The following is a 25,000-nucleotide window of genomic DNA, read 5'->3' as shown; positions in this document are numbered from 1 at the left end:
GGCCAACCATCTCGTATTGGCTTCGCTCAGCACAAGAACTGGTGGGTAACTTACGGTAGCCCAGTCCAGTCGCGGTGCAGTTCCATTCGGTTGCCCGCTTGCATCGAGTGTGCCTACCGGCGGAGCTCGGCTCACCCGTCGCTTAGCCAAAATTGTTTCCAAGTCTGGCAATCGCGGCGGCAGTCATCAGCCTCTGATCCGTCAGCGTGCCGTTGTACCTCCGCACCGTCTCCCGGAACCTGCGCTCCCAAACGTTTTCGAACAGGATGATGATTTCCGAATGACCGGCGGTTAAGCTTTCCGCCAGTCGACGGAGGTCCCTGGCCGAGAACCCGAAGTCCGCCATTGAGGCCGCACGAACCGCTGCCTGCATGCTCGATTGAATCTTGTCCACGCTCGCGCCCGTCGCCTGGGCGGCCATCGCGGCAATTAGCGCGTTGACCTCGAGCGCATCCTGTGCGTCTCGCAGGCGTCCTCCCTGCATAGCCGACACCCGACCTTCGCCATCCTTTCTGATAAGCACGAAAGCATCGGGTCGAAGAATTTCCTCATTGTCGACAAGCCACGACCTCAGATCGTCGAGAAAGTCGAAGGGCATCAGGTGCTCCGGGAAGCTCACGTTGAGAACGTTGATGGAGCCTAACCGACCCAGATCCAGCGTCGCCGGCGTGTCGCGCCCACTCGGCTTTCGCGACGGCTCTTCGCCGCAGATAAAGATTGCCAGATGTATCAGTTCGCCGGACTTGGCCAGGTCGCGGCCACCCATGATCTGGTGCCAGTGATCCTCAAAGGTCTTTCTCGGCACAAAGCCCTTGCCCATCCGGACATAGGGATCTTGAAAGTAGACAAAGTCGTCGTCGACTGCGAGCACCACGATATAGTGTCCGCAGTCCCATTCGTCCGCTGCCGAGGCAGGCGTGTCCTTTTGGCTTCTCCACAATTGGGCAAGGGCGATGACGGGATGCCCGAGGCTCGTCGCCTGGCGGACATCTTCGAGTGTCAGACCCGCTTTCGCCTCGGCGTCAAAGCCCAGGGAGCGCGCACCGCGTACGAGGTCCTCCGGAAAAGTCCCGACCTCCGCATTGGTGCCAATGAGCCCCATCAGCGCTTCCTCGTCGACGTCACGACCCCAGTAACTCAGCACCGACTGCAGGGCTGAGGCCCCGCAGGAATATTCGGTCATTTGCCGGGTCTGCCTCAACAGGCGGAACTGCGTCTGGCTTGCTTTTCCAAAGCGTCGCGCTTGTCGTTGCTTGGTCATCCGTCGATTGATCGTCGCCTTGCCAATAGCGATCAAGGAGGTAGACGTAAGTTACCCGTAGCACCCGCCAAGATGCTCCGTACCAGACGGCTGGTGCGACTTGGCCGCAGGCCCTTTGGTCTCGCCGCTGACTGACCTGTGTGATGCCCGGTCCGCAACGACGGCCGTTGGCGACTATGCCGCGAGTTGCTTCTTTCAGTGACCCGACAGGACAAGCGTTCGCACGGGGAGCACCACTGCCTGCAGCCGGATAATCATGGCATGCACCAACCCCAAGGCATCAACTGCGTGAAGAGAGAACCGCTGAATCGAGCTCAGGTTCTGGTCGGTGGCGAGGATTTCCTCATTGCTGGCGATGGGTTTACCCGCCAAATCCTGGTTGGCCTAAGCCGATTTCCAGAGCTTTGCATTTTCGGCCCGATCGCTATGGTCGGAGACAATTCGAAGCCGAGCGGCGAGCCACCCCGTGATAGTCCGCAGGTTGATTTCGTGTTGTCCGGCAGCACCGCCGCTTTCGCGGACATCCTCAACGTGAAGGCCATGCTCGCGAACACGGGTACGGGCGAGGTCATCTGGGGACAGACCTTCGAGCAAGAGCTGGGGACGAAGGGCGTTCGCAGCGCAGGCGACAGCATCGCGGACTGCATCGTGCGTACTTTGGCCCAGCCCTTCGGCGTGATCTTTGCCAATAGCTGCGGGCTGGACCGAGATGTGAAGGCCGCAGATCTGGCGGCATATGAGTGCCTGGCCAGCTTCTACAGATATCGGCGCTCGTATCGTCGCGACCTTTTCGCGACGGTTCGCGAGCGCCTCGAGCGCAGCGTCATTGCGGAACCCGTCCATTCGGAGATATTCGCCTGCCTTTCTCAGATCTACACCGACGGGCATCGTTTTGGTTTTGCGCCCGGTTTGGACTGCGCAGGCAAGCGGCGGAGTTCGCCCAGAGGGCAGTCGATCTCGCCCCGACCTCGAGCCGCGGCTATCACGCTCAAGGCCTGGCGCATTGGTTCCTGCAGGACGTGGAGCCAAGCCTGGAGGGCTCTGCAAATCGCGTTGAAGCTCAATCCGAACGCCATCGAGGTAGCGGGCGACCTGGGCTTGCACTGGTCACTGCTCGGGGATTGGGACCGCGGTATTTCCCTGCTCCAACAAACGCTGGAACGAGACCCGTTTCAGGCAGACTCCGGCCGCGTCGCCATTTCTCTGTATCACTTCGTGAACAGCCGCTTCGAGAAGGCCCTTGCCGAAGCGAGGCGGATTCGATCACCGCACATCACCTACGGACTTGTGTGCAGGGCCATCGCTCTTGTCCGGCTCGGCCGCCGCGAAGAAGCGTCGGCGTCCGTCGCTCGCATGCTGAGCATCAATCCGCACTGTGGCAGCGGCGCGCTACTCGAATTGGGCGGCGGCAATATCGACGCGCACCTCGCCGCTGAAATCGAAACTGCGCTGGCAGACGCCGGGCTTCCCATGCAAGTCGCGTGATACCATAATGATTTCAGCTTTCCGGCCGAAAGAACCGACAGACTTTCGTGGGTCAGCCAGGCCCGGCCCTTCAGGCCTCCGATAACGGAGGCCGAACCTTGCGACCGAGATAACAGACCTCTTCATGGAGCCTGGTTTCACTCGGCTTCATGGGGATGAGCAGGTAGCTGTCCTCGGGCACAATCATCGGCTGGCCATCCTGGTAGGCGAAGGGCTCCCCCTTTCTCACGAACTGGAAATTTCCCGGTTCACCCGCATAGCGAAAGTCATCGAACTCCTTGGTCACGACCGAGTGCATTTCAAACACGTCAGCTCGAGCCGTCGCCGGCTTTTCATCACTCTCGATCATTCCCAAGAGCGACACGAGTGAAATCGCGGCTGCATAGGCGACATCGTTCGACGCCTTGTCAAAATGACTTCCCGACTCCAGCGTCGCCGACAGAGCGCCCCGGGCGTTGGCATAGTTCTCTGTGTCCCCGCCGATAGCACCTGACGAAAACTTGCTCCACCCTGTCATGATGCGCGATATTCCCAGCTTGCTGTAGAACTCCACAGCCTTTTCTTCCGCGACCAAGAATGGCACGTCGGCGATTGGCGCGGAATGAAAGTCCATGAAATAGTCACAGCTTTCGAGAACCGACTTCAGCTCTTGGGTCCGACGAAATTCGTACGAATCGTTGTCTATTTCGGATCCATAGTCTTCACGAAACATCCGGTTCATGTTGTGCTTGACGTATCGGCGCTCCGCCGCGATCGCTTGCTCGTTCGCACGGGCCAGCGTCAGAGAACCCCGTAGCAGCACGCGCTTGCCTCCAAAGAAGTCGAACAGCACCTTTTCGATGGCGTGGATGCCGCTCACCTCGTCCCCATGGATGCCGCAGAACATGATCACATGCGGTCCCGGCGCATCGCTGGTGATCCGCACGACACCTTGAATCACAGGGTCCCTGAGAATAGCCATGGGGCTCACTCTTTCCGGCGAGGCCGACATTGTGCGAACGCGTGCGGAACCGGTGGCGCCAACCTGCCGCGCACCATCGATGCGTCGAGTTCGGAGTCAGAGGCCGACGATTGGCACTCTAAGATACTTCTGAGCACCGCTATCTTCCGGCCGGCTTGGGCGCAAGATGCGTCTGCTTTTGCTACAGTAACTTACGTTACACATTTGCGGGCAAGTATATCCATTGGGCGCCGGCTCGGTTGTTTTGGAGCACTGGGCAGAGCGCCGACACTTGGGTCGACCGCAGCTCTCCTCTGAGCGGCGGTTCTGTGTCGCGTCGGTGCAGTCGTGACGTCGACCATCGGGGGAAGTGCTAGCGCGTTCGCAATCATGGGCACAACTGATGAGCGCAACACACAAGACGTCCTCTGTGAGGGTGCTCGAGCCGATCGAGCGCATATCCGAAGTGCTGTTCGGCCTTATCATGGTGCTTACGTTTACGGGATCGCTGAGCGCGGCAGAGTCCGGTCAGGCTGAAGTTCGGGCAATGCTGATCGGGGCCATCGGCTGCAACCTGGCCTGGGGCCTCATCGACGCCATCATGTACCTTATGAGCAGCCTTGCGGAGCGGGCATCGGATCGCCGTATGCTCGAGGCGGTCCGGCGGGCCGAGACGGCCGAGCAAGCCGGAGACATCGTTGCTCGCGCCCTGCCCTCACCCGTGGCGACCATCCTGACCACTGGCGATCTCGACCGAATACGCCTCGGGCTGTCGCGCTTGCCCGATAAGGCCGAACGGGTTGGGCTCGAAAGAGAGGATTGGCTTGGGGCAGTGGCTGTGTTCCTGCTGGTATTCGTGTCCACCATCCCTGTCGTGTTGCCGTTTGTGATCCTGGACAATGCCGGGGTGGCGCTACGGATATCCAACGCAATCGCCGTCGCGATGATGTTTGTCACCGGCTATGCCTTCGGGCGTGCCGCAGGATACCGGCCGGGGATAATGGCTGGCTCGATGGTTCTGCTCGGTGCTTTCCTGGTTGCCCTGACGATCGCGCTCGGCGGTTGAGCGACGAGCGACGACGTGCGCGAACGATCGACCTTGGTCGCCCTGCCGAACTCCCGCGCAAGATCGCCCGCACCAATACGATCGGGCAGCCCACCCGAGATACGCGGCAGTCCGAGCACTACGGTAACTTACACTTCGCCGCCTTGTTCGGCGTCCTGCAGGCGACAATGATTTGAAGCGAATTTGCAAGGAGCGCCTCTTCGCCGCCGTGCGGCTGCGGAAGTGTTCTGTCCTGTGGGGCAAACGGAAGCTGTCAATGCAATCGGTTCAAGCGTTCCCAATTGCCATCATCGACGAGGACTATGAGGGCAAGAATGCTGCAGGTCGCGGCATGCAGCAACTCGCTGCCGCGATCGAAAAGCTGGGCTTCCGTGTCGTCGCCGGCGTCACCTACGAGGACGCGCGGCGCCTCGTCAAAATCTTCAACAACGAATCCTGCTGGCTGATCTCGGTCGACGGTTCCGAAGACGCCGAAACCCGATGGCAGGTGCTCGAGGAGGTGCTGGCCGCCAAGCGCAAGCGCAACGATCGGCTGCCGATCTTCCTCTTCGGCGACGAACTCACCGCCGAGATGATTCCCATCAGCGTGCTCAAGCACGCGAATGCCTTCATGCGGTTATTCGAAGACTCACCCGAATTCATGGCACGCGCCATCGTGCGCGCAGCCCAGCTTTACCTGGAGCGTCTTGCCCCGCCGATGTTCAAGGCGCTCATGGAATACACGTTTCATGCGAGCTATTCCTGGCATACACCCGGCCACGGCGGCGGCGTCGCTTTTCGCAAGAGCCCGGTGGGCCAGCAGTTCTACGAATTCTTCGGCGAGAACACCTTGCGGTCCGATATCTCGGTGTCGGTGGGCAAGCTTGGATCCCTGCTGGACCATACGGGTCCCATCGCGGAAGGCGAGCGCAACGCCGCCCGAATCTTCGGAGCCGATGAGACGCTCTTCGTAGTGGGCGGCACATCCACCTCCAACAAGATCGTATGGCACGGGACCGTCAGCCGTGACGACCTCGTTCTGTGCGATCGCAACTGTCACAAGTCGATCCTGCACTCCCTGATCATGACCGGGGCTACGCCGATCTATCTCTTGCCCTCCCGAAATGGCTTGGGGATCATCGGTCCGATATCCAGGGAACAGTTCACGCCCCAGTCGATCAAGAAGAAGATCGCAGCAAGCAAATTCGCCAAGAAGACCGACGGCAAGGTCCGCCTGATGGTCATAACCAATTCGACGTATGACGGTCTCTGCTACAACATTGATGCGATAAAGGAGACGCTCGGCGATTCTGTCGAAGTGCTTCATTTCGACGAAGCCTGGTATGCCTATGCTAACTTCCACGAGTTCTACGACGGCTATCACGGTATCTCGTCGTCAAGCCGCGCGCGGTCGGCCAACGCAATCACCTTCGCGACCCACTCGACGCACAAGCTGCTCGCGGCATGGTCACAGGCGTCGATGATCCATGTGCAGCACGGCGAGAACAGGCGGCTGGACATGGCACGCTTCAACGACGCCTTCATGATGCACACCTCGACATCGCCCCAATACGGCATCATCGCATCGTGCGACGTCGCGGCGGCGATGATGGAACAGCCGGCTGGCCGCGCTCTCATACAGGAAACCATCGAGGAGGCGCTCAGTTTCCGACGTGCGATATCGGCCGTCAAGAAGCAGGTTCAGGGTTCCTGGTGGTTCGACGTCTGGCAGCCTGACACCATTGCCGATCGGCCCATCGAGACTAGATCGGAATGGGTGTTGAAGCCGGGCGATCGCTGGCACGGCTTCGAGGGCCTGGCTGAGAACCATGTATTGGTGGATCCCATCAAGGTTACGATCCTCAGCCCCGGCCTGTCGCCGAACGGTGATATGCACGAACACGGCATTCCTGCTGCTGTGGTGGTGAAGTTCCTATCGGCGCGCCGCATCGAAATCGAAAAGACGGGACTCTATTCTTTCCTCGTCCTGTTCTCGATGGGCATTACAAAGGGCAAGTGGAGCACGCTGGTTACAGAGCTGCTCAATTTCAAAGAGCTGTACGACGCCAACGCACCTCTGAAGGGTGTCCTACCGGCTCTCGTCGATGCGCATGCGGAAGCCTACACGGCAATGGGCCTCAAGGACTTGTGCGAGGGGATGCACAAGGTCTATCGTGAGGATAATCTGCCAAAGGCGCAGCGGCAGATGTATACCACGTTGCCCGAGATGGCGATGCTGCCCCGCGACGCTTACGAAAACCTCGTGCGCGGCCGCATTGACAGCGTCGAGATCGACGACCTGATGGGACGTATCCTCGGCGTGATGGTTGTGCCCTACCCACCCGGCATCCCGCTCATCATGCCCGGTGAACGTGTCACCGAGGCCACCAAGTCGATCCACGAATATCTTCTCTACGCTCGTGACTTCGACAAGAAGTTTCCCGGGTTTGAAACGGATATTCATGGACTGCGGTTCGAGCCGACCTCAGATGGAAGACGCTACCTGATCGACTGCGTGGCGAGCGGAGTTGGCGATGATCCCGCGTGACGTCAGGTCGCCGACCAGGGCGATCCCGTTCCACAAGCTGCTGAAGATCGTCGCGATCGTCGACGACAGCAACGCGCTGACCAAGACCTTGCTCGAGCAGATCGCGGCCGACGGCTATGAGATCGAGATCGCCGACAGTCCCGACCGCGACGTCTCGGAGGATGCATCGGTCGGCGCCTATATCGCTTCGGTTGACGCTGGCGGCCTGGAGGGGGCACGCAACCTGGCCCGCGCGGTGCGCGCGATCGGGTTCCGCACGCCGTTGTGGGCGCTGGCCGATTCCCACCAGCTCGCGGACATGGCGGTGCTCGCCCAGACGGGCGAGGTCGACGGTTATATCTACCTCGGACAGCAGACTCCTGCCTTCTATGCCAAGCAGGTCGTCGCCAGCCTGCTAATGTACGGAAAGACGCTGCTGCCACCGTTCTTCGGCGGGCTGATGGCGTATGACGGCGAGGCAAACATCGCCTTCGATTGCCCCGGGCATCAGGGCGGCCAATTCTATCGGAAGTCTCCCGCCGGCCAGCTGTTCTTCAAGCATTTCGGCGAGAACGTCTTTCGCAACGACCTGTGCAACGCCGATGTCGATCTCGGCGATCTCCTTATCCACGAAGGCCCGGCCGTGGAGGCGCAGCGCTATGCCGCGCGAGTGTTCGGTGCGGACAAGACCTACTTCGTGCTGAACGGGACGAGCACCTCCAACAAGATCGTGGCGAACGCCGTGCTTAAGCGCGGCGATCTGGTGCTGTTCGACCGCAACAATCACAAATCGCTGCACCAGGGCGCGCTGGTGCAGGCCGGTGCGATCCCCATCTTCCTGCCCACGGCACGCAATTCCTTCGGCATGATCGGCGCTGTCGACTGGAACGCCTGGGACGAGAAGTATCTCCGCAAGCAAATCCGCGACAACCCGCTGGTGAAGGACCCTGGCCGGCACAAGGCAGAGCGCCCGTTCCGGCTCGCCTGCATCCAGCTCGCCACCTATGATGGCACCGTCTTGAACGTCCGCAAGGTTCTGGAGCAGATCGGTCACCTCTGCGACTACATCCTGTGGGACGAAGCCTGGATCGGCTACAACGCCTTCCACCCACTCTTCGAAGACCACAGCCCGATGCGGATCGAGAACCTTGGGCCGCAAATGGCCGGCCTGTTTTCGACCCAATCCGTCCACAAGCAGGGGGCTGGCTTTTCGCAAGCGTCGCAAATCCACAAGCGCGACGAGCATATTAGTGGCCAGCGCCGGTTCGTCGAGCACAAGCGGTTCAACGAATCCTTCCTGATGAACGCGTCGACCTCGCCGTTCTATCCGCTGTTCGCCTCGCTCGAGGTAAACGCCAAGATACATGAAGGCAGGGCGGGCGAGATGCTGTGGGATCGCTGCATCGCGCTCGGCATAGAATGCCGAAAGAAGCTGCGCGAGTTCTGCCTATTCTACGAGGAGAACGGCGAGGGCGACGAGGAGAAGTGGTTCTTCGACCCGTTCGTGCCCGACAAGGTGACGATCCGCGATTCCGCGACAACCACGGATGTCACCGACGTACCCTGGGAGAGCCTTCCCACCGACGTGCTCAAACGGGAACAGCAGTGCTGGAACTTCCATCCGGAGGCTACCTGGCACGGGTACTCGGGCTACGCCGACGGCTACGCGATGGTCGATCCCAACAAGCTGGCGCTGCTCACGCCAGGGATCGATCGCGCGACAGGCGGATACCGGGACTTCGGTGTGCCGGCGACCGTGGTCGCCAACTATCTGCGCGAGCAGCGGATTGTCCCGGAGAAGTGCGACCTGAACAGCGTGCTTTTCCTGATGACGCCGGCGGAGGACGAGAGCAAGCTCAACACGCTGATCGCCAAGCTGGTCAGATTCAAGAACCTGTGGGATCGCGATGCGCCGTTGCCCGAGGTTCTGCCGACCGTCTGCGCGGCCAACGGCGGTCGTTACGCCGGCTATACGATTCGCAAGATATGCAACGAGATGCATGACTTTTACCGCAAGGCAAACGTCAAGGAGCTGCAGCGCCAATGCTTTAGGGCGTCCAGTTTTCCCGAACTCGCGATGCCTTCCGAGGAGGCCTACGAGGCGCTCGTCGCGAACAATGTCGACTACGTTCCGCTCGACGCCATCAAGGATCGCGTATCCGCCACGCTCGCGCTGATCTATCCGCCGGGCATCGGCGTCGTGGTGCCCGGCGAACGTTGGGACGATAGGGCGCGTCCGATGCTCGACTACTTCCTTGCATTTCAGGAGTCGTTCAACCGCTTCCCGGGATTCAACTACGAGGTCCAGGGCGTTTTCCAGGAGCGCGTGAACGGTCGCATCAAGTTCCATACCTACGTCGTTCGCCAGTGAAGGTCGCAGACAAGGCCGCGAAGGAGCAGCAAATGCCGCAAGAGAGCCAGCCAAAACGCATGAGCCTGATGCAGCTGACCTTCATCGTTGCGGTCAACATGATGGGCTCCGGAATAATCATGTTACCGACCAACATGGCGCAGGTCGGCGCGATTTCCTTGCTGTCGTGGTTCGTGACGGCGCTCGGCTCCATGGCGATTGCGTACGGCTTCGCGCAGGCCGGTCTTTTCAACCAGCGTCCCGGCGGCATGTCAGCCTATGCCGAAGACGCCTACGGCAAGTCAGGCTACTTCCTCGTCTTCATTCTCTACTTCCTCTCACTCGCCATCGGAAATGTCGCGATCGGCATCTCGGCGGTTGGGTATCTTGCGACCTTTTTCCCATGGCTGTCCTCCACTCCCGTGACGACCTGCATCGGAGTGATAGCGCTTCTCTGGCTGACGACGGTTGCAAACTTCGGCGGCCCGAGCATCACGGGGCGCATCGGATCGATCACCGTATGGGGTGTCATCATACCCGTTGGATTGCTTTCCATCATCGGCTGGTTCTGGTTCAGTCCGAGCGTATTTGCAGCCGCATGGAATCCGGGCGGGCTGAGCCTCGCGCAGGGCATGGGGTCGAGCATCTCGCTGACGCTGTGGGCATTCCTTGGCATGGAGTCGGCTGCGCAGAACTCCGCTGCCGTCGAGAACCCGAAACGGGACGTGCCACTGGCCTGCATGTTCGGTACGCTTGGTGCCGGCGTCATCTACATCTTGTCGACTACGGTCATCCAGGGAATCGTCCCGAATGCGGATCTGGCCAAGTCGACCGGCCCGTTCGGCCTCGCCTACGCGCAGATGTTCAATCCGACCATCGGATCGATCATCATGGTGCTGGCAGTCATGGCCTGCCTCGGCTCACTCCTCGGATGGCAATTCACGATAGCCCAGACCGGCAAGGCGGCGGCCGACGAGCGCATGTTCCCGTCCTTCTTCAGCAAGATGAACCGGCTCGGCGCACCGGTCACAGGGATGATCGTACTTGGCGTGGTCCAGTCCCTGCTCGCGTTGTCCACCATGTCGCCGACCCTTAGCGAGCAATTCGCTGCCCTGGTCAATCTGGCGGTCGTGACCAACGTCCTGCCCTACATCATCTCTCTGTCTGCGTTGGTGGTGATGATGAAGGCGGCTGGCGTCGCCCGCCAAAAGTTCCGGCTGAATGTGGCAGTGACCCTGGTGGCCATGCTCTACAGCACCTACGCGCTTTACGCGTCCGGCTTCGGAGCGGTCATGGGCGGCATGCTGGCCACCGCGCTTGCCTTCGTGGTGTGGGGCTTCATCGCTCCGCGTTTCGCCGCAAAACCCCTCGTGATCCCGGAACAGACTCCCGAGCTGGCCAAGGCAGCCTGACCCGGGTCGTCGTCCTGTCAATAGGAGATGAAGCATGGAACACGAAAGGTCGAAAGGTTGTGCCGGCCGGCGAACAGTCATCCAGGCCGGCTTGGCGCTCCTGTTCTCGGCAGGGCTGTCGCTTCTTCCCGTGTTTCCAGCCGCCGCGGCAACCTTGGATCGCGTCCGCGAGACGGGCAAGCTCATGATCGGCTTCCGGGTCGACGCACGGCCGTTCTCCTACCAGGACGCCTCGGGCAAGGCGATCGGCTACTCTATCGCCCTGTGCGAGCAGGTGGCGGCAGAGGTGAAGAGGGAGCTTAGGCTTCCGGCCCTCGCGCTCGAATGGGTTCCGGTCACTTTGGACCAACGTTTCCAGGCGATCGCGCAGCGCAAGATCGACTTGATGTGCGCGGCCGACAGCGCGACGCTGGAAAGGCGCAAGGAGGTGTCGTTTTCGCTTCCGATCTTTCCAAGCGGGATTGCGGCTGTCCTGAGAGCAGATGCCCCAGCGCCGCTGCGCGACGTTCTTGCCGGGCGACCGGCTTCGGGGCCTATCTGGCGCGCCTCTCCAGCTCGAATCCTCGAAGACAAGACCTTCTCCGTGGTCAGCGGTACGACCGGCGAAACCTGGTTGTCGGGCCGTTTGAAGGACTTCCAGCTCACCGCCAACGTCGATCGAGTAGCAAGCTATGACGACGGCATCACGCAGGTCCTCGACCGGAACTCCGACGTCTTCTTTGGGGACCGGCCGATCCTTTTGGAAGCCGCTGCGGAAAGCGCATCGGCCGCAGATCTTGTCGTGCTTGACAAGCTCTTCACATACGAGCCGGTCGCCCTGACGCTGGGCAGGAACGACGATGATTTCCGGCTCGTTGTCGATCGGGCTTTGAGCCGGGCTTTCAAGTCCGATGACTTCCCCGATGTCTATTCCAAATGGTTCGGGGCGCCGGACGATGCCATATTGGCTTTCTTTCGACAGAGCGCGATGCCTGAGTGATCTACGCCCTTGCGCCCGGTGGAAGCGCTGGCCCATCTGGGTCAGAGCCGACGTTCGCCAAAAAGCGGCAATCGTGGCGGCATGGCGAGCGCGAAGCATTTTCCGGTCCTTGCCCCAGCCACCTTCCGACATTCCTTTCATACGCGCTGGCACTTGCTGCGCTGGCGGCCGTGCCCGCGCACGCGCAAATGCTTGACGTTCCGATGACCACCGCGTCCGATTTCGGCGCCCGCAAGATATTCCTCATGCTGTTCCTGATGATCGGCCCGATCAAGATTCTCGTTCCGTTTGTCGAAATCACACATGGCGCCGATCGCGCGTTTCGTCGAACCTTGGCGAGGAGGGCCATTTTGTTCTCCGGCGCAGCGCTCGCACTTGCCGGCGTGCTTGGCCGCAGCATGCTCGAAAACTTCGAAATCTCATTGCCTGTGCTCGCGCTGACGGGCGGCGTGGTTCTGTTCCTCGTGGCTCTGCGAACCGTGCTTCAGCAATCGGCTGGTGCATCCGCTTCCGCGAGTCTCGCTGCCCAGCCGCTAAACCTGAAATCAGCCTTCGCGCCGCTCGCATTCCCGACGATCGTCACGCCTTATGGGATCGCCGCCGTGATTGTCTTCGCAACCCTTGCTGCAGACCGGGAGGGCGCGGAGCTCACTATGGCCGGCATGGTGTTGCTCATATTGGCCCTTGATTGGGTGGCGATGCTGTTTGCCGAGACGATCCTCCGACGAATCGGCACGGCGCTACAGGTGTTCGCCGTCGTGCTCGGCGTCACCCAGATCGCTCTCGGCCTACAAGTAATTCTGCACAGCCTATGCATGATCGGCGTTCTTGTCGGATGTACGAGCCAGGCACAGCCGTGATCCGTGATGCAATTATGACACGCCGAACCGCGAAAAACCTGCGTGGAAAAAACGTGATTTTCCGCAAGTACCGCCAGGTGTAATATCAAAAACGCGCAACGATAATCATTCTTGCAAGGGATAAAAAAATGATAAAATCGGCTCGTGACTTTCTGCGCATCAGCACTTGGAAAGTATCAATACAAGCAATGGTTGTAACATTGCTGTCCCTGATTGTGGCAAGCGCCGAGGCCGGGGAGCGAGACGCGGCCGACGCAGCACCGCCGGTTCTGCCTCTCGCTGCGACGCCGGGAGTGCCCTTCGACGTCGCGTTCGGCGTCTCATTCACGAACGACTATGTCTCGCGCGGCATAACCAATTCGAATAGCGAACCGGCCATCCAGGGCTATATCGAGCCCAGCGTCGAGATCCCTGATATTGGCACAGCCTATATCAACGTATGGTCCTCAAACGTCGACTATGGAGAAGGCTTCTCAGGTGCCGAGATCGACCTCGCCGCTGGCCTCCGGCCGCAATTCGGGCCGGTTTCACTCGACGTGGGCTACGTCCACTATCTCTACACGCCTGAACACGTGAGCCCTGACTACGGGGAGATCTTCGCAAAGGCAGATTATAATTACAATGACGTTGTTACCTTCGGCGGCCGAATATACTTTGCGCCCGACTTCAATCAGAGCGGAAATACGGCAACCTGGGTTGCCGGTGGCGTGAGAGTGCCCCTGCCGCACGATTTCTCCGTGTACGCCGGATTGGGCTACCAGTTCATCGATGACCCGGATGCGTTCGAACAACTCGCCTGGACTGCCGGCATCTCATACAGTTGGAAAGCAGTGACGGTCGACGTCCGCTACTGGGGCACGGATCTCTCCGATGAGGGGTGCGTCGTCCGCAGCGGATTCGCGGACGGTTGCGATTCACGTGTCGTCGCTACTCTTTCTATCGATACGAGCTGGTCGGAACTGAAGGATTGGATGTCCGGAAAGTGATCGCTTGAAATGGGCTGCTCGCGGTCTCCGCAGGGTGACACCGATACTCTGGCGGGCGGCGAATCGCGCAGACTGGCGGATTGGACGCGCGCGGAGACGGAACAATGCGCAGCGAACAAAGCTTCCTCCGCGCCTCGATCGTCGCGACGGTGCTCGTAGCGACGCTGGGCATTGCCTTCGGCCTGCTGTCGGGTTCGTTCTCGATCGCCTTTGATGGTGCCTATTCGCTGATCGATGCCGGTATGACAATGCTGGCCCTGTGGGTTTCAAATCTGATCCTGAGATCGGGACAGGGCAACGGCTTATCCGGCGCGCTTGTTAGCCGATTCACCTTGGGGTTTTGGCATCTGGAACCTATCGTCCTCGGGCTGAACGGGACGCTGCTGATCGCTGTTGCAGTCTACGCGCTGATCAATGCCGCGACCAGCGTCCTGAACGGAGGGCATGAACTCCGGTTCGACCTTGCCATCCTCTACCCCTCTTCACACTCGCCTCCTGTGCAACCATGGCTCTGATCGGAGCACGAGCGAACCGAAGCCTGAAATCGGATTTCATAGCTCTCGACGTGAAGTCATGGATCATGTCGGGCGGCATAAGCTCGGCCCTGCTCGTTGCGTTCATCATAGGCCAGACAGTGGCGGGGACGCGCTTCGATTTCATCTGCGTTATGTGGACCCGGTCGTTCTGGCGCTGGTGTGCCTTGTTATTATTCCCATACCCGTCGGCACCGTGCAGCGGGCCCTGTCCGACATCCTGCTTATCGCTCCGCCCGATCTGAAAGCCCACGTCGACCGGATGGCCAGCGAGGCTGTACGAAAGCATGGATACCTTTCCCACCGTGCGTATGTCGCGAAAGTTGGCCGGGCGATACGGGTGGAGTTGTATTTCATCGTGCCGAAAGACTTTCCTGCGACCGGCATCATGGAATGGGACCGCATACGCGACGATGTGGGCGCGGCTGTCGGGGGTGAGAGCCACAATCGCTGGCTGGTCGTTGCCTTCACGGCGGATATTCGCTGGGCCGAATAGTCGCCGACCGGTGGGGTCCTACTGAGACCTGGCCCAACTGTCGATGCTGGCTTTGAGGCCGCAATTGCCGCTCTTGTAAGAGCGATCAGAGCTCGCGATCTACTCCAATGCACCAAGGCCCAGGCCGTGAAGCTGCAAACCGCTTCGAAGCTGGAGAAGGTCAAAGATCGCTCAAGCCGCGACGACGTCTGAACGCTACGGTAACTTACCCCTTGATCCTTGATCGGCGCCAGCTCCGCGATGATCAATGTATTGCAGGATGCGATCGCCGCCTCGGCGGGCGGCTTTGCCAGAACACCTCTTTGGTGTCGAGAATATCCGCAAGCAGACTGTCGAACGGCCTTCGACGCCACGTGGGTCGGCGCCGTTTCTGGTGCGCGTGAGAGAGCGGGAAAAGATGAGACAGGTCGGCGTGCACTCGGAGGTCGGGAAACTGAGGACCGTATTGGTCTGCAAACCTTCCCTTGCCCATCAGCGACTGACCCCCGGCAACTGCCACCAACTCCTCTTCGATGATGTGATGTGGGTACACGAAGCACAGAAGGATCACCACGACTTCGTGCTCAAGATGCAGCAGCGCGGTGTCGAGGTGCTGGAACTGCACGAGCTCCTCGCCGAAACCGTTGAACAGCCCAAGGGCCGGCGTTTCCTGCTCGACCGCCTGATTACACCGAATTCGGTCGGCTTTCAGAATGCCGCCTTCATTCGCCCCTGGCTCGACGAATTGCAGCCGACAAAGCTGGCGGATCATCTGATCGGCGGAATAACCATCTCCGACTTGCCCGACAGTATTGGGAAGGGCATGATGGAAGAGGCCTTCGGCGGTGTAGAATTTATCCTGCCGCCAATACCCAACACCCTGTTTCAGCGCGACCCGTCATGCTGGTTATACGGCGGGGTGACATGTAACGCGATGTATTGGCCTGCCCGCAAACCGGAAACGTTACTGCAGAGGGCGATCTACAAATTTCATCCGTCGTTTAGGGATGCCGACTTCAAAATCTGGTGGGGCGACACTGATGAGCCATTCGCAGCGGCGTCGATCGAAGGTGGGGACGTTATGCCGGTTGGCAACGGCGTCGTACTCATTGGGCTGGGCGAACGCACGACGCATGAGGCCGTGGGCCAGGTGGCCCTCGAGCTTTTTCGCAATAAGGCGGCGAGTCGCGTGATCGGATGCCTGATGCCCAAGAGCCGCGCGGCCATGCATCTCGACACCGTGTTCACGTTCTGCGACCGCGATCTCGTCACTGTCTTTGAGGACGTGGTCAACCAGATCCGCTGCTACAGCATTTACCCCCTCAACGATGGCGGACATTTCGAAGTACGTCCGGATCAGAAGCCGTTGCTGGCCGTCGTTCAGGAGGCCCTTGGGTTGAGCAAGCTGCGGACGGTAGCCACCGGCGGAAACGCCTTTGAAGCCGAGCGCGAGCAATGGGACGACGGCAACAACGTCGTCGCCCTCGAGCCCGGCGTGGTCGTCGCTTACGACCGCAACGTCCACACCAACACGCTCCTGAGAAAGGCCGGGGTCGAGGTCATCACGATCCGCGGCGCAGAACTCGGCCGGGGACGTGGAGGCGGACATTGCATGACGTGTCCGGTGTGGCGTGACGCCGCCTAGCGAGGCGGGTTTCGCGGACTCCAATGGAGAGAACCAATGAGCTTCAATCTTCGCAACCGCTCGCTCCTCACGGTGCAGGACTATACGACGCGGGAGTTTCAATACGTGCTCGATCTCGCCCGCGATCTGAAGCGGGCCAAGTATGCACGCACCGAGCAAATGCACCTCAAGGGCAAGGAAATCTGCCTGATCTTCGAGAAGACGTCGACGCGCACCCGCTGTGCGTTTGAAGTTGCCTGCTATGACCAGGGCGCCAACGTCACCTATTTGGATCCAGCAGGCTCGCAGATCGGTCACAAGGAGTCGTTCAAGGACACCGCCCGCGTGCTCGGTCGCATGTTCGATGCGATCGAATATCGAGGCTCGGCACAGAAGGGCGTGGAACAGCTGGCAAAATATGCCGGAGTTCCCGTCTACAACGGTCTGACCGACGAATACCATCCCACGCAGATGCTCGCGGACGTCATGACGATGCGCGAACACAGCGACCGGCCCATCCCCGATATCAAATATGCCTATCTGGGAGACACCAGGTCCAACATGGGGCACTCTCTGATGATCGCCGGCTGCCTGATGGGCATGGATGTTCGCATCTGCGGCCCGAAACAGCTCTGGCCCTCCGACGAATACGCCAAAATCGCCAATGAACTGGCCGAGAAATCCGGTGCGCGCCTGAACATCACGGACGACATCGCCGCTGCGGTAAAGGGCGTCGACTTCATTCACACCGACGTCTGGGTCTCGATGGGCGAACCCAAGGAAGTGTGGGCCGAGCGCATCAAGATGCTCAAGCCCTACCAGGTGAACCGGGCCATGATGAAGGCGAGCGGCAATCCCCAGGTCAAGTTCATGCACTGCTTGCCTGCCTTCCACGATACCGAAACAGTCCTGGGAAAGCAGATCGCTGAGAATTACGGCATGTCGGATGGGCTTGAAGTCACGGACGACGTCTTCGAATCCGAAAGCAACGTTGCGTTCGAGCAGGCTGAAAACCGCATGCACACGATCAAGGCGCTGTTGGTCGCCACCCTGGGAGACTGAACGATGCGGATCGTCATTGCGCTCGGAGGCAACGCGTTGCTGAAACGAGGCGAGCCAATGACTGCGGACGTCCAGCGTCGGAACGTCCGCGTCGCCGCCGAAGCCATGGCACCGGTTGCGGCGGAGCATCAGCTTGTGATCAGCCACGGCAATGGTCCGCAGGTAGGGCTACTCGCCTTGCAAGGCGCGTCCTACAACGCCAATGAAATCTATCCGCTCGATGTCCTCGGCGCAGAGACGGAGGGGATGATCGGCTACATGATCGAGCAGGAGCTCGGTAACCTCCTGCCCTTCGAGATGCCATTCGCCACGCTGCTGACAATGGTCGAGGTCGACGGCGACGATCCCGGCTTCAAGGACCCGACCAAGTTCGTGGGGCCCGTCTACGACGAGTCGGAAGCCCGGCGCATCAAGACAGACAAGGGGTGGACGTTCAAAATGGACGGTGCGAAATGGCGCCGCGTGGTGCCCTCGCCTCTCCCGAAGCGGATATTTGAGATACGGCCAATCAGATGGCTTTTGGACCAAGGCACAGTAGTGATCTGCGCGGGGGGTGGCGGCATCCCGACCATGTATGACCGTGGCGCCGATCGCAAACTTGTCGGTGTCGAGGCAGTCATCGATAAGGATCTGTGTTCGGAGCTGCTGGCCCGCGAGCTCGGTGCTGACCTCTTCGTTATGGCGACAGACGCCGACGCGGTGTTCGTTGGTTGGGGTACGCCCAAACCGAAGGCCATCCACACAGCCAATCCGCGGGCCATTCTGGAGCACAAGTTTCCCGCCGGGTCGATGGGACCGAAGGTAGAGGCTGCCTGCCGCTTCGCCGAAAGTACCGGACACAGAGCCGCCATCGGCGCGCTGGCCGACATTGCAGCCATTGTGCGCGGCGAGAAGGGAACGATCATCGGAAAGGACTTCGAAGGTCTGACCTGGCACTGACGATTCGGCAACGCGACGATTCCGAGCACTCTCAGCACAAACGGAAGCGCGATGGAAACCGGCAATCGAACTCCAGCCGCCAGGCGCGCGAGCCCGGTCGCAGATCACGTGCGAGCACCTGACAAGGGCAAGAGCCTCGGGATGGCAGCGTGCACAGCCATCGTGGTCGGAAACATGGTCGGGTCGGGCTTCTACCTTTCACCCGCTGCCGTCGCTCCCTATGGCAACCTCGCCATTCTTATCTGGATCGTGATGGGCGCCGGGGCGATCTGTCTTGGCCTGACATTCGCGAGGCTGGCGCGCCTGGCGCCGGCAACCGGCGGACCCTATGCCTACACGCGGCTGGCCTACGGGGACTTCCCTGGCTTTCTCATCGCGTGGGGCTATTGGATCTCGATCTGGGCCTCTCTGCCAGTGATCGCCGTCGCTCTTGCCGGTGCCGTGGTCGACCTACTCCCCATACTGCGGGTACGGGCGATCGTCATTGTCCTGACCGTCGGCGCGATCTGGGCTGTCGTGCTCATCAATTTGCGAGGCGTCAAGGCCGCGGGACTGATGGCAGAGGTGACGACATACGCCAAGCTTGTGCCGTTCGGTGCCGTTGCGCTCGTCGGTCTGTTCTTCATCGACACATCGCATTTCAGTGAGTTCAACCCCAGCGGCGTGCCGTTACTGCAGGCAAGTGCCGCTCTCGCCCCGCTGACGATGTTCGCGTTCCTTGGACTCGAATCGGCAACCGTTCCGGCAGGCGACGTTCGCGATCCCGAGCGCACGATACCTCGGTCGACGGTCCTTGGGATCACGATTGCTGCCACGCTCTACGTGCTTGGAACGATCGTTGTGATGGGCGTGCTGCCGCGACAACAACTCGTCCATTCGCTCGCTCCTTTCTCCGACGCTGCTCAAATGATGTGGGGACGCGCCGGCCAGATCTCGATCTCGATGGCGGTCATTCTGTCGTCGATCGGCGCTCTGAATGGCTGGACCCTGCTGATGGGTCAGGTTCCAATGGCGGCGGCACGCGACAAACTGTTCCCGCCAATGTTCAGCCGCTTATCGGAACAAAACGTGCCGGCGATCGGAATCGTCATCTCGGCCGCACTGGCAACGCTGCTCATCCTCGTTCAGGCGATCGGTTCGGGAGGGTTCGCGGCGTTCTACAATCTGGTCGTCGGGCTGAGCACGATGGCGGCAGTGGTCCCCTACGCATTCTGCGCATTGGCAGGCAGCCTGGTCTCGGCCCGTGTCAGCGGCGGGACGCGCGTCCCCCGCGTCACGGCCGTCGAGCTTGTGGCATTCGTTTTTGCCATGTTCACGCTCTACGGCTGCGGCGCTGAGCCGGTCCTTTATGGACTGGTCCTTTTGCTGCTCGGAATTCCTGTGTTCGTATGGCAACGCCGGCGCGCGGGGCTTGTTGAGAGTTAGACATTCGCCATGCCACTGTTCATGGTCCAGATGCTGCGCCCAGACCCTGGACATCGGACAAAGAAGCGAGGGCCAGATCTTCCGCCAGCACGTGGATCGATTTGAGAGCGCTGTCCAATAGTTTCAGTTCGGTACGCAGTGCGGGTTTGCGCTCGTTCGGCAGCGTCTGGATAAGGTTCTCGATCATCGCGCGCAGCCGGCGCGCCACCTGGAAATTCTCCGCGCCGTAATAGCGTATTTCCCTGACAGCCAGCTGCACAAAATCGTCCCAATCCGGGGTCCGGAAGATCAGGCGCAACTGCCCTGAACCGTCGACGACTTCATCGCCGTGGAGGCGCCGGCCGCCGACCTTTCGGAGCAAGCGATGCAACTGGTCGATGGCGACCACTGCGGTTGTCGGGTCGTTGATCGCCTTTGACAATGCCTTGATCCCTACGTCGACAATGATGCGAAATGCAAAGGCGGAATCTTGCTCGATGGTGCGCTCGGGCCCAAAGGCAACATTGCGAACGAGCCGGCGTTCGGCGATCTTTCCGGCATCGCCATACAGCCGAAAAAGCGGTTCATCCGATGCCACGAAACTGCCCACACGCTGGGTCAGCTCGATGACAAGGCCCGATCTCCGCGCCTCGCCAACAAGGGCCTTCAGGTTCACCGCCAGGATGATTCCGGATCCGCCCCGATGGAATATCGTGCGGTCTGGCACGAGGTTCAGTTGCGTCTCGTGGCGAACATCCCGGCTGTCGAATAGGTCAGGATATACGTCTTCAATCACGCCGCTTCCCAAATCGCCGATGCGTTGGACGATGCTGACCGGCCGCAACAACCGTGCAGCATGGTCGATCAAATAGAGAAAGCCTATGATGGAGCAATATCCAAGAACACCGGCGATGCCTATCAAGAAATATCGCGCTTCCTCTGCAATTCTTCCTAATACTCCGACCGAAAACAAGAGAGTAAAGATGAACAATCCGACCGTCATTCGGATAACGTTATCACGCAGAAGCGATGATCCTAGGTGTCAATTGACCGCTTGCCACCTGAATAGCTACAAGCAGCGATCCAAACGTAAAAACTATGAACGTAAGAGTAAGAGTTACAATAGTCTGGAGAACGGCTTCTGCACCTGACGGATCCCCCGGCCACAACTGTACCAAGACAAATTTTTCCTTGATCAAATCAAGCGTCTGGATGGTTGTTATGTATAGCAAGAGCGCTACAAAAGGAACTATCCATAGCGTGGATCTGATGTAGCTCCTGAAGCTATACCACTGGTTCCATTGCATCTGCGTTCCCTCATCTTGAACGGGAAAACACGTCGGTCGACAGCGACGAGTGCCATCCGATTGCGCAAGATACAGCGCACCACTGCCACACGCTGATCGCCCATGCAGGAGCTAAACACGCGCCCACAGGAGTCGCCATACGGTGGAAGGTGAGGCCGCCGACGCTACGGTAACTTACCCCTTGATCCTTGAACGCGCCTCGACCGGCGACAATCAATGAGATCAGAGAAGCATGCGTGCTGCGTTGCGTAGTGCGCGCCATCTGCAGCGCAGGCGAAGTCGTGGAAGCCGACCTCTGGCGCCGACGCTGCCGCGATTTCGGAAGGGTGGTGTCATGACCATTGTTAACGTGGGACTGACTCGAGTTGCCGCGATCGCATTGGCCCTGCTGATGGCGTGCGGCGTTTCAGCTGCCGTTTCGGCTGAGACCCAAACGCCCAGCGAGGCACCCGCCACTGAGGCTGAGGCACCCGAGCCGCTGTCCGCCGACGAGATGGAAGTCCTCGTCGCGCGCATTGCGCTCTACCCTGACGAACTCGTGGCCGTCATCTCGGAAGCTTCGCTCTACCCGCTGCAGATCGTCGAGGCGGCCCGCTTCCTTGATAAACTGAAGAAGGACAAAAACCTGAAGCCGAAGGAGGACTGGGACGGCAGCGTGATCTCACTGCTGAATTACCCCGAGGTCGTCAGGATGATGAGCGACGACCTCGACTGGACGCAGTCGCTTGGAGATGCCCTGACCTACCAGCAGAAGGACGTCCTGATTGCGATCCAGCAACTGCGCGATGAGGCGGTTGCCAAGGGAATCATCAAGAGCGACGAGAAGGTTCAGGTCGTCCAGAGTGGCGGCAATGTCGTCATTCAACCGACTGTCGCGGAGACGATCTACGTGCCGCAGTATGAGCCGCAAATGCTCTATGCGCCCGATTACCCACCGCAACCGATTTCCTATTATCCGGAGCCGTATCCCAGCTATTACTACCCGACCGCCGGGTACTTCGCAGGCGCCGTGACCGGTGTCCTTTGGGGCGCCGCCATGGACTGGGATAACTGGGACGTCTGGGGCGGAGGCTGGAACGGTGGCGACCTCGATATCGACTGCAACAACTGCTTCAACAACATCAACGGCAAGGTCAACTGGAAGGACGTCGACTGGAAGAACGTCGACCGGTCGAAGATCAACTTCGATCGAAATCAGCTGGCCAACTTCGACCGCACGAAAATCAAGGACGGCATCAAGGCGAACGGCGCCAACTCCATTCGAAGCAGAGCGGCTGACGTCAACAGGGAGCGCGCCGGCAACCGCGCCGACCGGACACCCAACCGGGACATACGAAAGAGCGCGCTGGGCGACCAGCAAAGGCTGGCCGGCGACCGCCGGGGCGCAGGCACCGGCGCGAATGCGAAAAGGCCGAACGCCGGCGTCAACAAAGGCAACGTCGGGAAGCAGGGTGGCGTCAATCGCCCTTCAGGCAAGCCGAAGGCCGGCGCCAAAGTCGACCGCCGGCCAAGCAAGCCGTCGGGGCTGGGCAACGTCAACCGCGGCAAGGTCTCGCAGGTCAATTCGAACCGCGGCCGTCAGAGCATGGGTGGTGGGGCACACGGCGGCGGCCAGCGTGCCGCCACGCGAGGCGGCGGCCGTCATCCCGCGGCACGAAGCGGCGGCCATCGTCCCCAGGCGCGAAGCGGTGGTCACCGAGGCGGCGGGGGCGGCGGCGGTCGTGGTGGTGGCGGCGGACGCCGGCGGTGACTTGAACGGAGGATCGGACGATGACTTGTCTTTCCACCATTCTGCGTTCGGCCTTCGCTGCCGCCATTCTTGCGGTGCTTGCGGCCTCAGACACGCGTTCCGCCTCTGCGGCGGAACAGATCGACATCTCCTCATTCGCGGCGTCGGAGAAGTCGCCGACCTTCGATGATCCCGCGGCGGCGGTCGGCGCCTTCAAGGCAGCGCTCGTCGCTAATGATCTCCCTGCCCTCGCGAAGCTTGTGGGGCTCGATGCTGAGAAGCTGAAAGCCGATGAAGACGCGGCGTCGACTTTTGCCCAGATCCGCGAGGCTGCGGCCAAGCAACTGACCATCGAAGATCTGGGTGACCGAAGGGTGCTGCATCTGGGTGAAAAGCTTTGGCCCTTCCCGTTTCCGCTGGTCAAGGACAAGGACGCGAAGTGGGCCTTCGACACGACCGCTGGACTGGAGGAGATCGTCAACCGGCGTGTCGGCGAAAACGAGCTCGAGGCAATTAACACCATGCGGGCGTATGCCGATGCCCAGCGCGAGTATGCCTCCCAGGACCGAGATGGCGACGGCATGCTGGAGTACGCGCAGAAGCTGATCAGCACGCCAGGCAAGACCGACGGACTGTACTGGCCGCCTGACCAGGGCGACGGCGACAGCCCGGTGGGAGAGTTTGCCGATCAGGCAGCCCTGGGCAAAGCAAAGAAGGGCGAAGGGTACTTCGGGTACAGGTTCCGCATCCTGACCGGCCAAGGCGACAACGTCGCCGGCGGGCGCTACGATTACGGGATCAATGGCAACATGATCGCCGGGTTCGCGCTTCTCGCCTGGCCGGTCAAATACGCCGAAACTGGCGTTGCCACCTTCGCCGTAAACCAGCAGGGCGTCGTCTACCAGGTCGATCTCGGCCAAACGACCGAATCGATGGCGAATGCCATCAAGCGCTTCAACCCCGGCGACGCCTGGAGCATCGTGAACGACTGAAAGGAGCTGGGCGTCGAAATGACGCCTCTGAGCGGATGATGCGCTTAACAACCCAAATAGACGACCCGCATCAATCAGGGATCAGGTTCACGGCGAGATGGCACGTCAAGAGCCGATGACAGGTCTGGAGAAATGGCATGAGCAAGGACAAAGAGAAGAACAGGAAGGGTGAACGCGACGGCGAGGAGGAGAGTCGGGGAGACATTGCGAATCCCGCCGAGGGGACCGACGGCGTTTCGGACACGGCCGGGGAAAAGTCGGGCGGTAAATACAGCAAGAAAATCGCCCGGCTGCAGGTCGAGCTGGCTCACCTCCAGGCGTGGGTAAAGAAGTCCGGCGCGCGTATTGCAATAATCTTCGAGGGCCGTGACGCCGCCGGCAAGGGCGGGGTGATCAGGCGCATCACCGAGCGGGTCAGCCCACGTGTGTTTCGCGTCGTGGCACTGCCCGCGCCAACCGATCGTGAGAAGTCCCAGATCTATATGCAGCGTTATGTCGCCCACCTGCCGGCCGCGGGCGAGATCGTGATCTTCGACCGCTCCTGGTACAACCGTCCAGGCGTCGAGCGCGTGATGGGCTTTTGCCCGGAGGGAAAGGCGCGTCGCTTTCTCGAATTGGCGCCGCGTTTCGAGGCTGCGATCGTCGAAAGCGGCATAACGCTGCTGAAATACTTCCTGGACGTCAGCGAAGACGAACAGGAGAAGCGTTTTCGCCAGCGTATCGATGATCCATTGCGGCAGTGGAAGCTGAGCCCGATGGACGTCGAATCATACCGGCGTTGGTGGGACTACACCAACGCCTACAACGAGATGATCAGCATGACCGACACCCGCCACGCGCCGTGGTGGATCGTCCCGTCCAACGACAAGAAACGCGCGCGCATCAACTGCATCTCGCACATCCTGAGTTCAATTCCCTACGAGCGCGTCGCGTTCGAAGAACCCAAATTGGGCAAGCGCCAGAAGCGCCCGGACGACTTTGTGGAGGGCACGACCGCCAGAAACGTGGTGCCGGACGTGTTTTAGCAGAATGCCTTCGCAAGTCGATTCAAGTCAGGATCCCAGCAGACGGTATGTCAATTCGGAGGACA

At 60.3% G+C, this 25,000-nt stretch carries 17 protein-coding genes and 2 pseudogenes; 16 read left to right on the top strand and 3 right to left on the bottom strand.

Features of this window, described 5'->3' with window-relative positions; genetic code table 11:
- Positions 1 to 142: 142 nt before the first annotated feature.
- Positions 143 to 1,261, bottom strand: coding sequence for a cysteine peptidase family C39 domain-containing protein (locus tag AC0L2P_RS03290; RefSeq protein WP_473499975.1), 1,119 nt, complete (start codon positions 1,259 to 1,261; stop codon positions 143 to 145).
- A 186-nt stretch (positions 1,262 to 1,447) separates the two neighbouring features.
- Here AC0L2P_RS03290 and AC0L2P_RS03285 point away from each other — a divergent pair, with 186 nt between their 5' ends.
- Positions 1,448 to 2,746: a hypothetical protein gene (locus AC0L2P_RS03285; RefSeq protein ID WP_473499825.1), complete on the top strand. Its 1,299-nt coding sequence runs from the start codon at positions 1,448 to 1,450 to the stop codon at positions 2,744 to 2,746.
- 70 nt (positions 2,747 to 2,816) lie between these two features.
- On the opposite strand, the gene AC0L2P_RS03280 is transcribed toward AC0L2P_RS03285, so the two are convergent.
- On the bottom strand, positions 2,817 to 3,707 hold the full coding sequence (locus tag AC0L2P_RS03280; RefSeq protein ID WP_473499824.1) for a hypothetical protein: 891 nt from the start codon (positions 3,705 to 3,707) through the stop codon (positions 2,817 to 2,819).
- Between the two features lie 382 nt (positions 3,708 to 4,089).
- On the opposite strand from AC0L2P_RS03280, the gene AC0L2P_RS03275 reads away from it, so the two are divergent.
- The 12 genes and pseudogenes from AC0L2P_RS03275 to AC0L2P_RS03220 all read left to right on the top strand — a co-directional run bounded on the left by AC0L2P_RS03275 (position 4,090) and on the right by AC0L2P_RS03220 (position 19,903).
- On the top strand, positions 4,090 to 4,752 hold the full coding sequence (locus tag AC0L2P_RS03275; protein WP_473499823.1) for a VIT1/CCC1 transporter family protein: 663 nt from the start codon (positions 4,090 to 4,092) through the stop codon (positions 4,750 to 4,752).
- 256 nt (positions 4,753 to 5,008) lie between these two features.
- Entirely contained in the window at positions 5,009 to 7,279 is a 2,271-nt protein-coding gene (locus AC0L2P_RS03270) for an Orn/Lys/Arg family decarboxylase (RefSeq protein WP_473499974.1), read from the top strand.
- The gene (speC, locus tag AC0L2P_RS03265) at positions 7,266 to 9,629 is read left to right on the top strand and encodes an ornithine decarboxylase (protein WP_473499821.1); all 2,364 of its coding nucleotides are present in this window, start codon (positions 7,266 to 7,268) and stop codon (positions 9,627 to 9,629) included. The genes AC0L2P_RS03270 and speC overlap by 14 nt, the downstream gene beginning before the upstream one ends.
- A 32-nt stretch (positions 9,630 to 9,661) precedes the next feature.
- Positions 9,662 to 11,020 (top strand): putrescine-ornithine antiporter, encoded by a 1,359-nt coding sequence (gene potE / locus AC0L2P_RS03260; RefSeq protein WP_473499973.1) that lies wholly within the window; start codon positions 9,662 to 9,664, stop codon positions 11,018 to 11,020.
- Between the two features lie 34 nt (positions 11,021 to 11,054).
- Positions 11,055 to 11,999, top strand: a complete 945-nt coding sequence (locus AC0L2P_RS03255; protein ID WP_473499819.1) for an amino acid ABC transporter substrate-binding protein — start codon at positions 11,055 to 11,057, stop codon at positions 11,997 to 11,999.
- Between the two features lie 245 nt (positions 12,000 to 12,244).
- Complete coding sequence (locus AC0L2P_RS03250) at positions 12,245 to 12,859, top strand: MarC family protein (RefSeq protein WP_473499817.1); 615 nt, start codon at positions 12,245 to 12,247, stop codon at positions 12,857 to 12,859.
- Positions 12,860 to 12,987: 128 nt separating this feature from the next.
- Positions 12,988 to 13,845 (top strand): TorF family putative porin, encoded by an 858-nt coding sequence (locus AC0L2P_RS03245; RefSeq protein WP_473499816.1) that lies wholly within the window; start codon positions 12,988 to 12,990, stop codon positions 13,843 to 13,845.
- Between the two features lie 104 nt (positions 13,846 to 13,949).
- Positions 13,950 to 14,874: pseudogene (locus AC0L2P_RS03240) on the top strand (cation diffusion facilitator family transporter).
- Positions 14,875 to 15,271: 397 nt separating this feature from the next.
- Positions 15,272 to 16,498: an arginine deiminase gene (locus AC0L2P_RS03235; protein ID WP_473499972.1), complete on the top strand. Its 1,227-nt coding sequence runs from the start codon at positions 15,272 to 15,274 to the stop codon at positions 16,496 to 16,498.
- Between the two features lie 36 nt (positions 16,499 to 16,534).
- Positions 16,535 to 17,539, top strand: a complete 1,005-nt coding sequence (locus AC0L2P_RS03230) for an ornithine carbamoyltransferase (RefSeq protein ID WP_473499815.1) — start codon at positions 16,535 to 16,537, stop codon at positions 17,537 to 17,539.
- 3 nt (positions 17,540 to 17,542) lie between these two features.
- Positions 17,543 to 18,478: a carbamate kinase gene (gene arcC / locus AC0L2P_RS03225; RefSeq protein WP_473499814.1), complete on the top strand. Its 936-nt coding sequence runs from the start codon at positions 17,543 to 17,545 to the stop codon at positions 18,476 to 18,478.
- Positions 18,479 to 18,586: 108 nt separating this feature from the next.
- Positions 18,587 to 19,903 (top strand): amino acid permease, encoded by a 1,317-nt coding sequence (locus AC0L2P_RS03220; RefSeq protein WP_473499813.1) that lies wholly within the window; start codon positions 18,587 to 18,589, stop codon positions 19,901 to 19,903.
- 19 nt (positions 19,904 to 19,922) lie between these two features.
- Here AC0L2P_RS03220 and AC0L2P_RS03215 read toward each other — a convergent pair.
- Positions 19,923 to 21,189 (bottom strand): annotated as a pseudogene (locus AC0L2P_RS03215) (DUF2254 domain-containing protein).
- A gap of 334 nt (positions 21,190 to 21,523) precedes the next feature.
- Between AC0L2P_RS03215 and AC0L2P_RS03210 the strand changes: the two are divergent.
- The 3 genes from AC0L2P_RS03210 to ppk2 all read left to right on the top strand — a co-directional run bounded on the left by AC0L2P_RS03210 (position 21,524) and on the right by ppk2 (position 24,935).
- Positions 21,524 to 22,939, top strand: coding sequence for a DUF3300 domain-containing protein (locus AC0L2P_RS03210; protein WP_473499971.1), 1,416 nt, complete (start codon positions 21,524 to 21,526; stop codon positions 22,937 to 22,939).
- 20 nt (positions 22,940 to 22,959) lie between these two features.
- A complete protein-coding gene (locus AC0L2P_RS03205) occupies positions 22,960 to 23,910 on the top strand; it encodes a DUF2950 domain-containing protein (protein WP_473499812.1) in 951 nt (316 codons plus the stop codon).
- A gap of 137 nt (positions 23,911 to 24,047) precedes the next feature.
- The gene (gene ppk2 / locus AC0L2P_RS03200; protein WP_473499811.1) at positions 24,048 to 24,935 is read left to right on the top strand and encodes a polyphosphate kinase 2; all 888 of its coding nucleotides are present in this window, start codon (positions 24,048 to 24,050) and stop codon (positions 24,933 to 24,935) included.
- The last annotated feature ends 65 nt before the right edge of the window (positions 24,936 to 25,000 follow it).

This window comes from Mesorhizobium sp. WSM4836 (assembly GCF_055811815.1).
Note: the sequence above shows the minus strand (reverse complement) of the source record. Positions and strands in the feature narration are given on the sequence as shown.

Bases quoted from the DNA above. Each gene is read 5' to 3' on its own strand.
- AC0L2P_RS03290 (WP_473499975.1), bottom strand. From the start codon at position 1,261: ATGACCAAGCAACGACAAGCGCGACGCTTTGGAAAAGCAAGCCAGACG.
- AC0L2P_RS03280 (WP_473499824.1), bottom strand. From the start codon at position 3,707: ATGGCTATTCTCAGGGACCCTGTGATTCAAGGTGTCGTGCGGATCACC.
- AC0L2P_RS03275 (WP_473499823.1), top strand. From the start codon at position 4,090: ATGAGCGCAACACACAAGACGTCCTCTGTGAGGGTGCTCGAGCCGATC.
- AC0L2P_RS03270 (WP_473499974.1), top strand. From the start codon at position 5,009: ATGCAATCGGTTCAAGCGTTCCCAATTGCCATCATCGACGAGGACTAT.
- speC (WP_473499821.1), top strand. From the start codon at position 7,266: ATGATCCCGCGTGACGTCAGGTCGCCGACCAGGGCGATCCCGTTCCAC.
- potE (WP_473499973.1), top strand. From the start codon at position 9,662: ATGCCGCAAGAGAGCCAGCCAAAACGCATGAGCCTGATGCAGCTGACC.
- AC0L2P_RS03255 (WP_473499819.1), top strand. From the start codon at position 11,055: ATGGAACACGAAAGGTCGAAAGGTTGTGCCGGCCGGCGAACAGTCATC.
- AC0L2P_RS03250 (WP_473499817.1), top strand. From the start codon at position 12,245: ATGCTGTTCCTGATGATCGGCCCGATCAAGATTCTCGTTCCGTTTGTC.
- AC0L2P_RS03245 (WP_473499816.1), top strand. From the start codon at position 12,988: ATGATAAAATCGGCTCGTGACTTTCTGCGCATCAGCACTTGGAAAGTA.
- AC0L2P_RS03235 (WP_473499972.1), top strand. From the start codon at position 15,272: ATGAGACAGGTCGGCGTGCACTCGGAGGTCGGGAAACTGAGGACCGTA.
- AC0L2P_RS03230 (WP_473499815.1), top strand. From the start codon at position 16,535: ATGAGCTTCAATCTTCGCAACCGCTCGCTCCTCACGGTGCAGGACTAT.
- arcC (WP_473499814.1), top strand. From the start codon at position 17,543: ATGCGGATCGTCATTGCGCTCGGAGGCAACGCGTTGCTGAAACGAGGC.
- AC0L2P_RS03210 (WP_473499971.1), top strand. From the start codon at position 21,524: ATGACCATTGTTAACGTGGGACTGACTCGAGTTGCCGCGATCGCATTG.
- AC0L2P_RS03205 (WP_473499812.1), top strand. From the start codon at position 22,960: ATGACTTGTCTTTCCACCATTCTGCGTTCGGCCTTCGCTGCCGCCATT.
- ppk2 (WP_473499811.1), top strand. From the start codon at position 24,048: ATGAGCAAGGACAAAGAGAAGAACAGGAAGGGTGAACGCGACGGCGAG.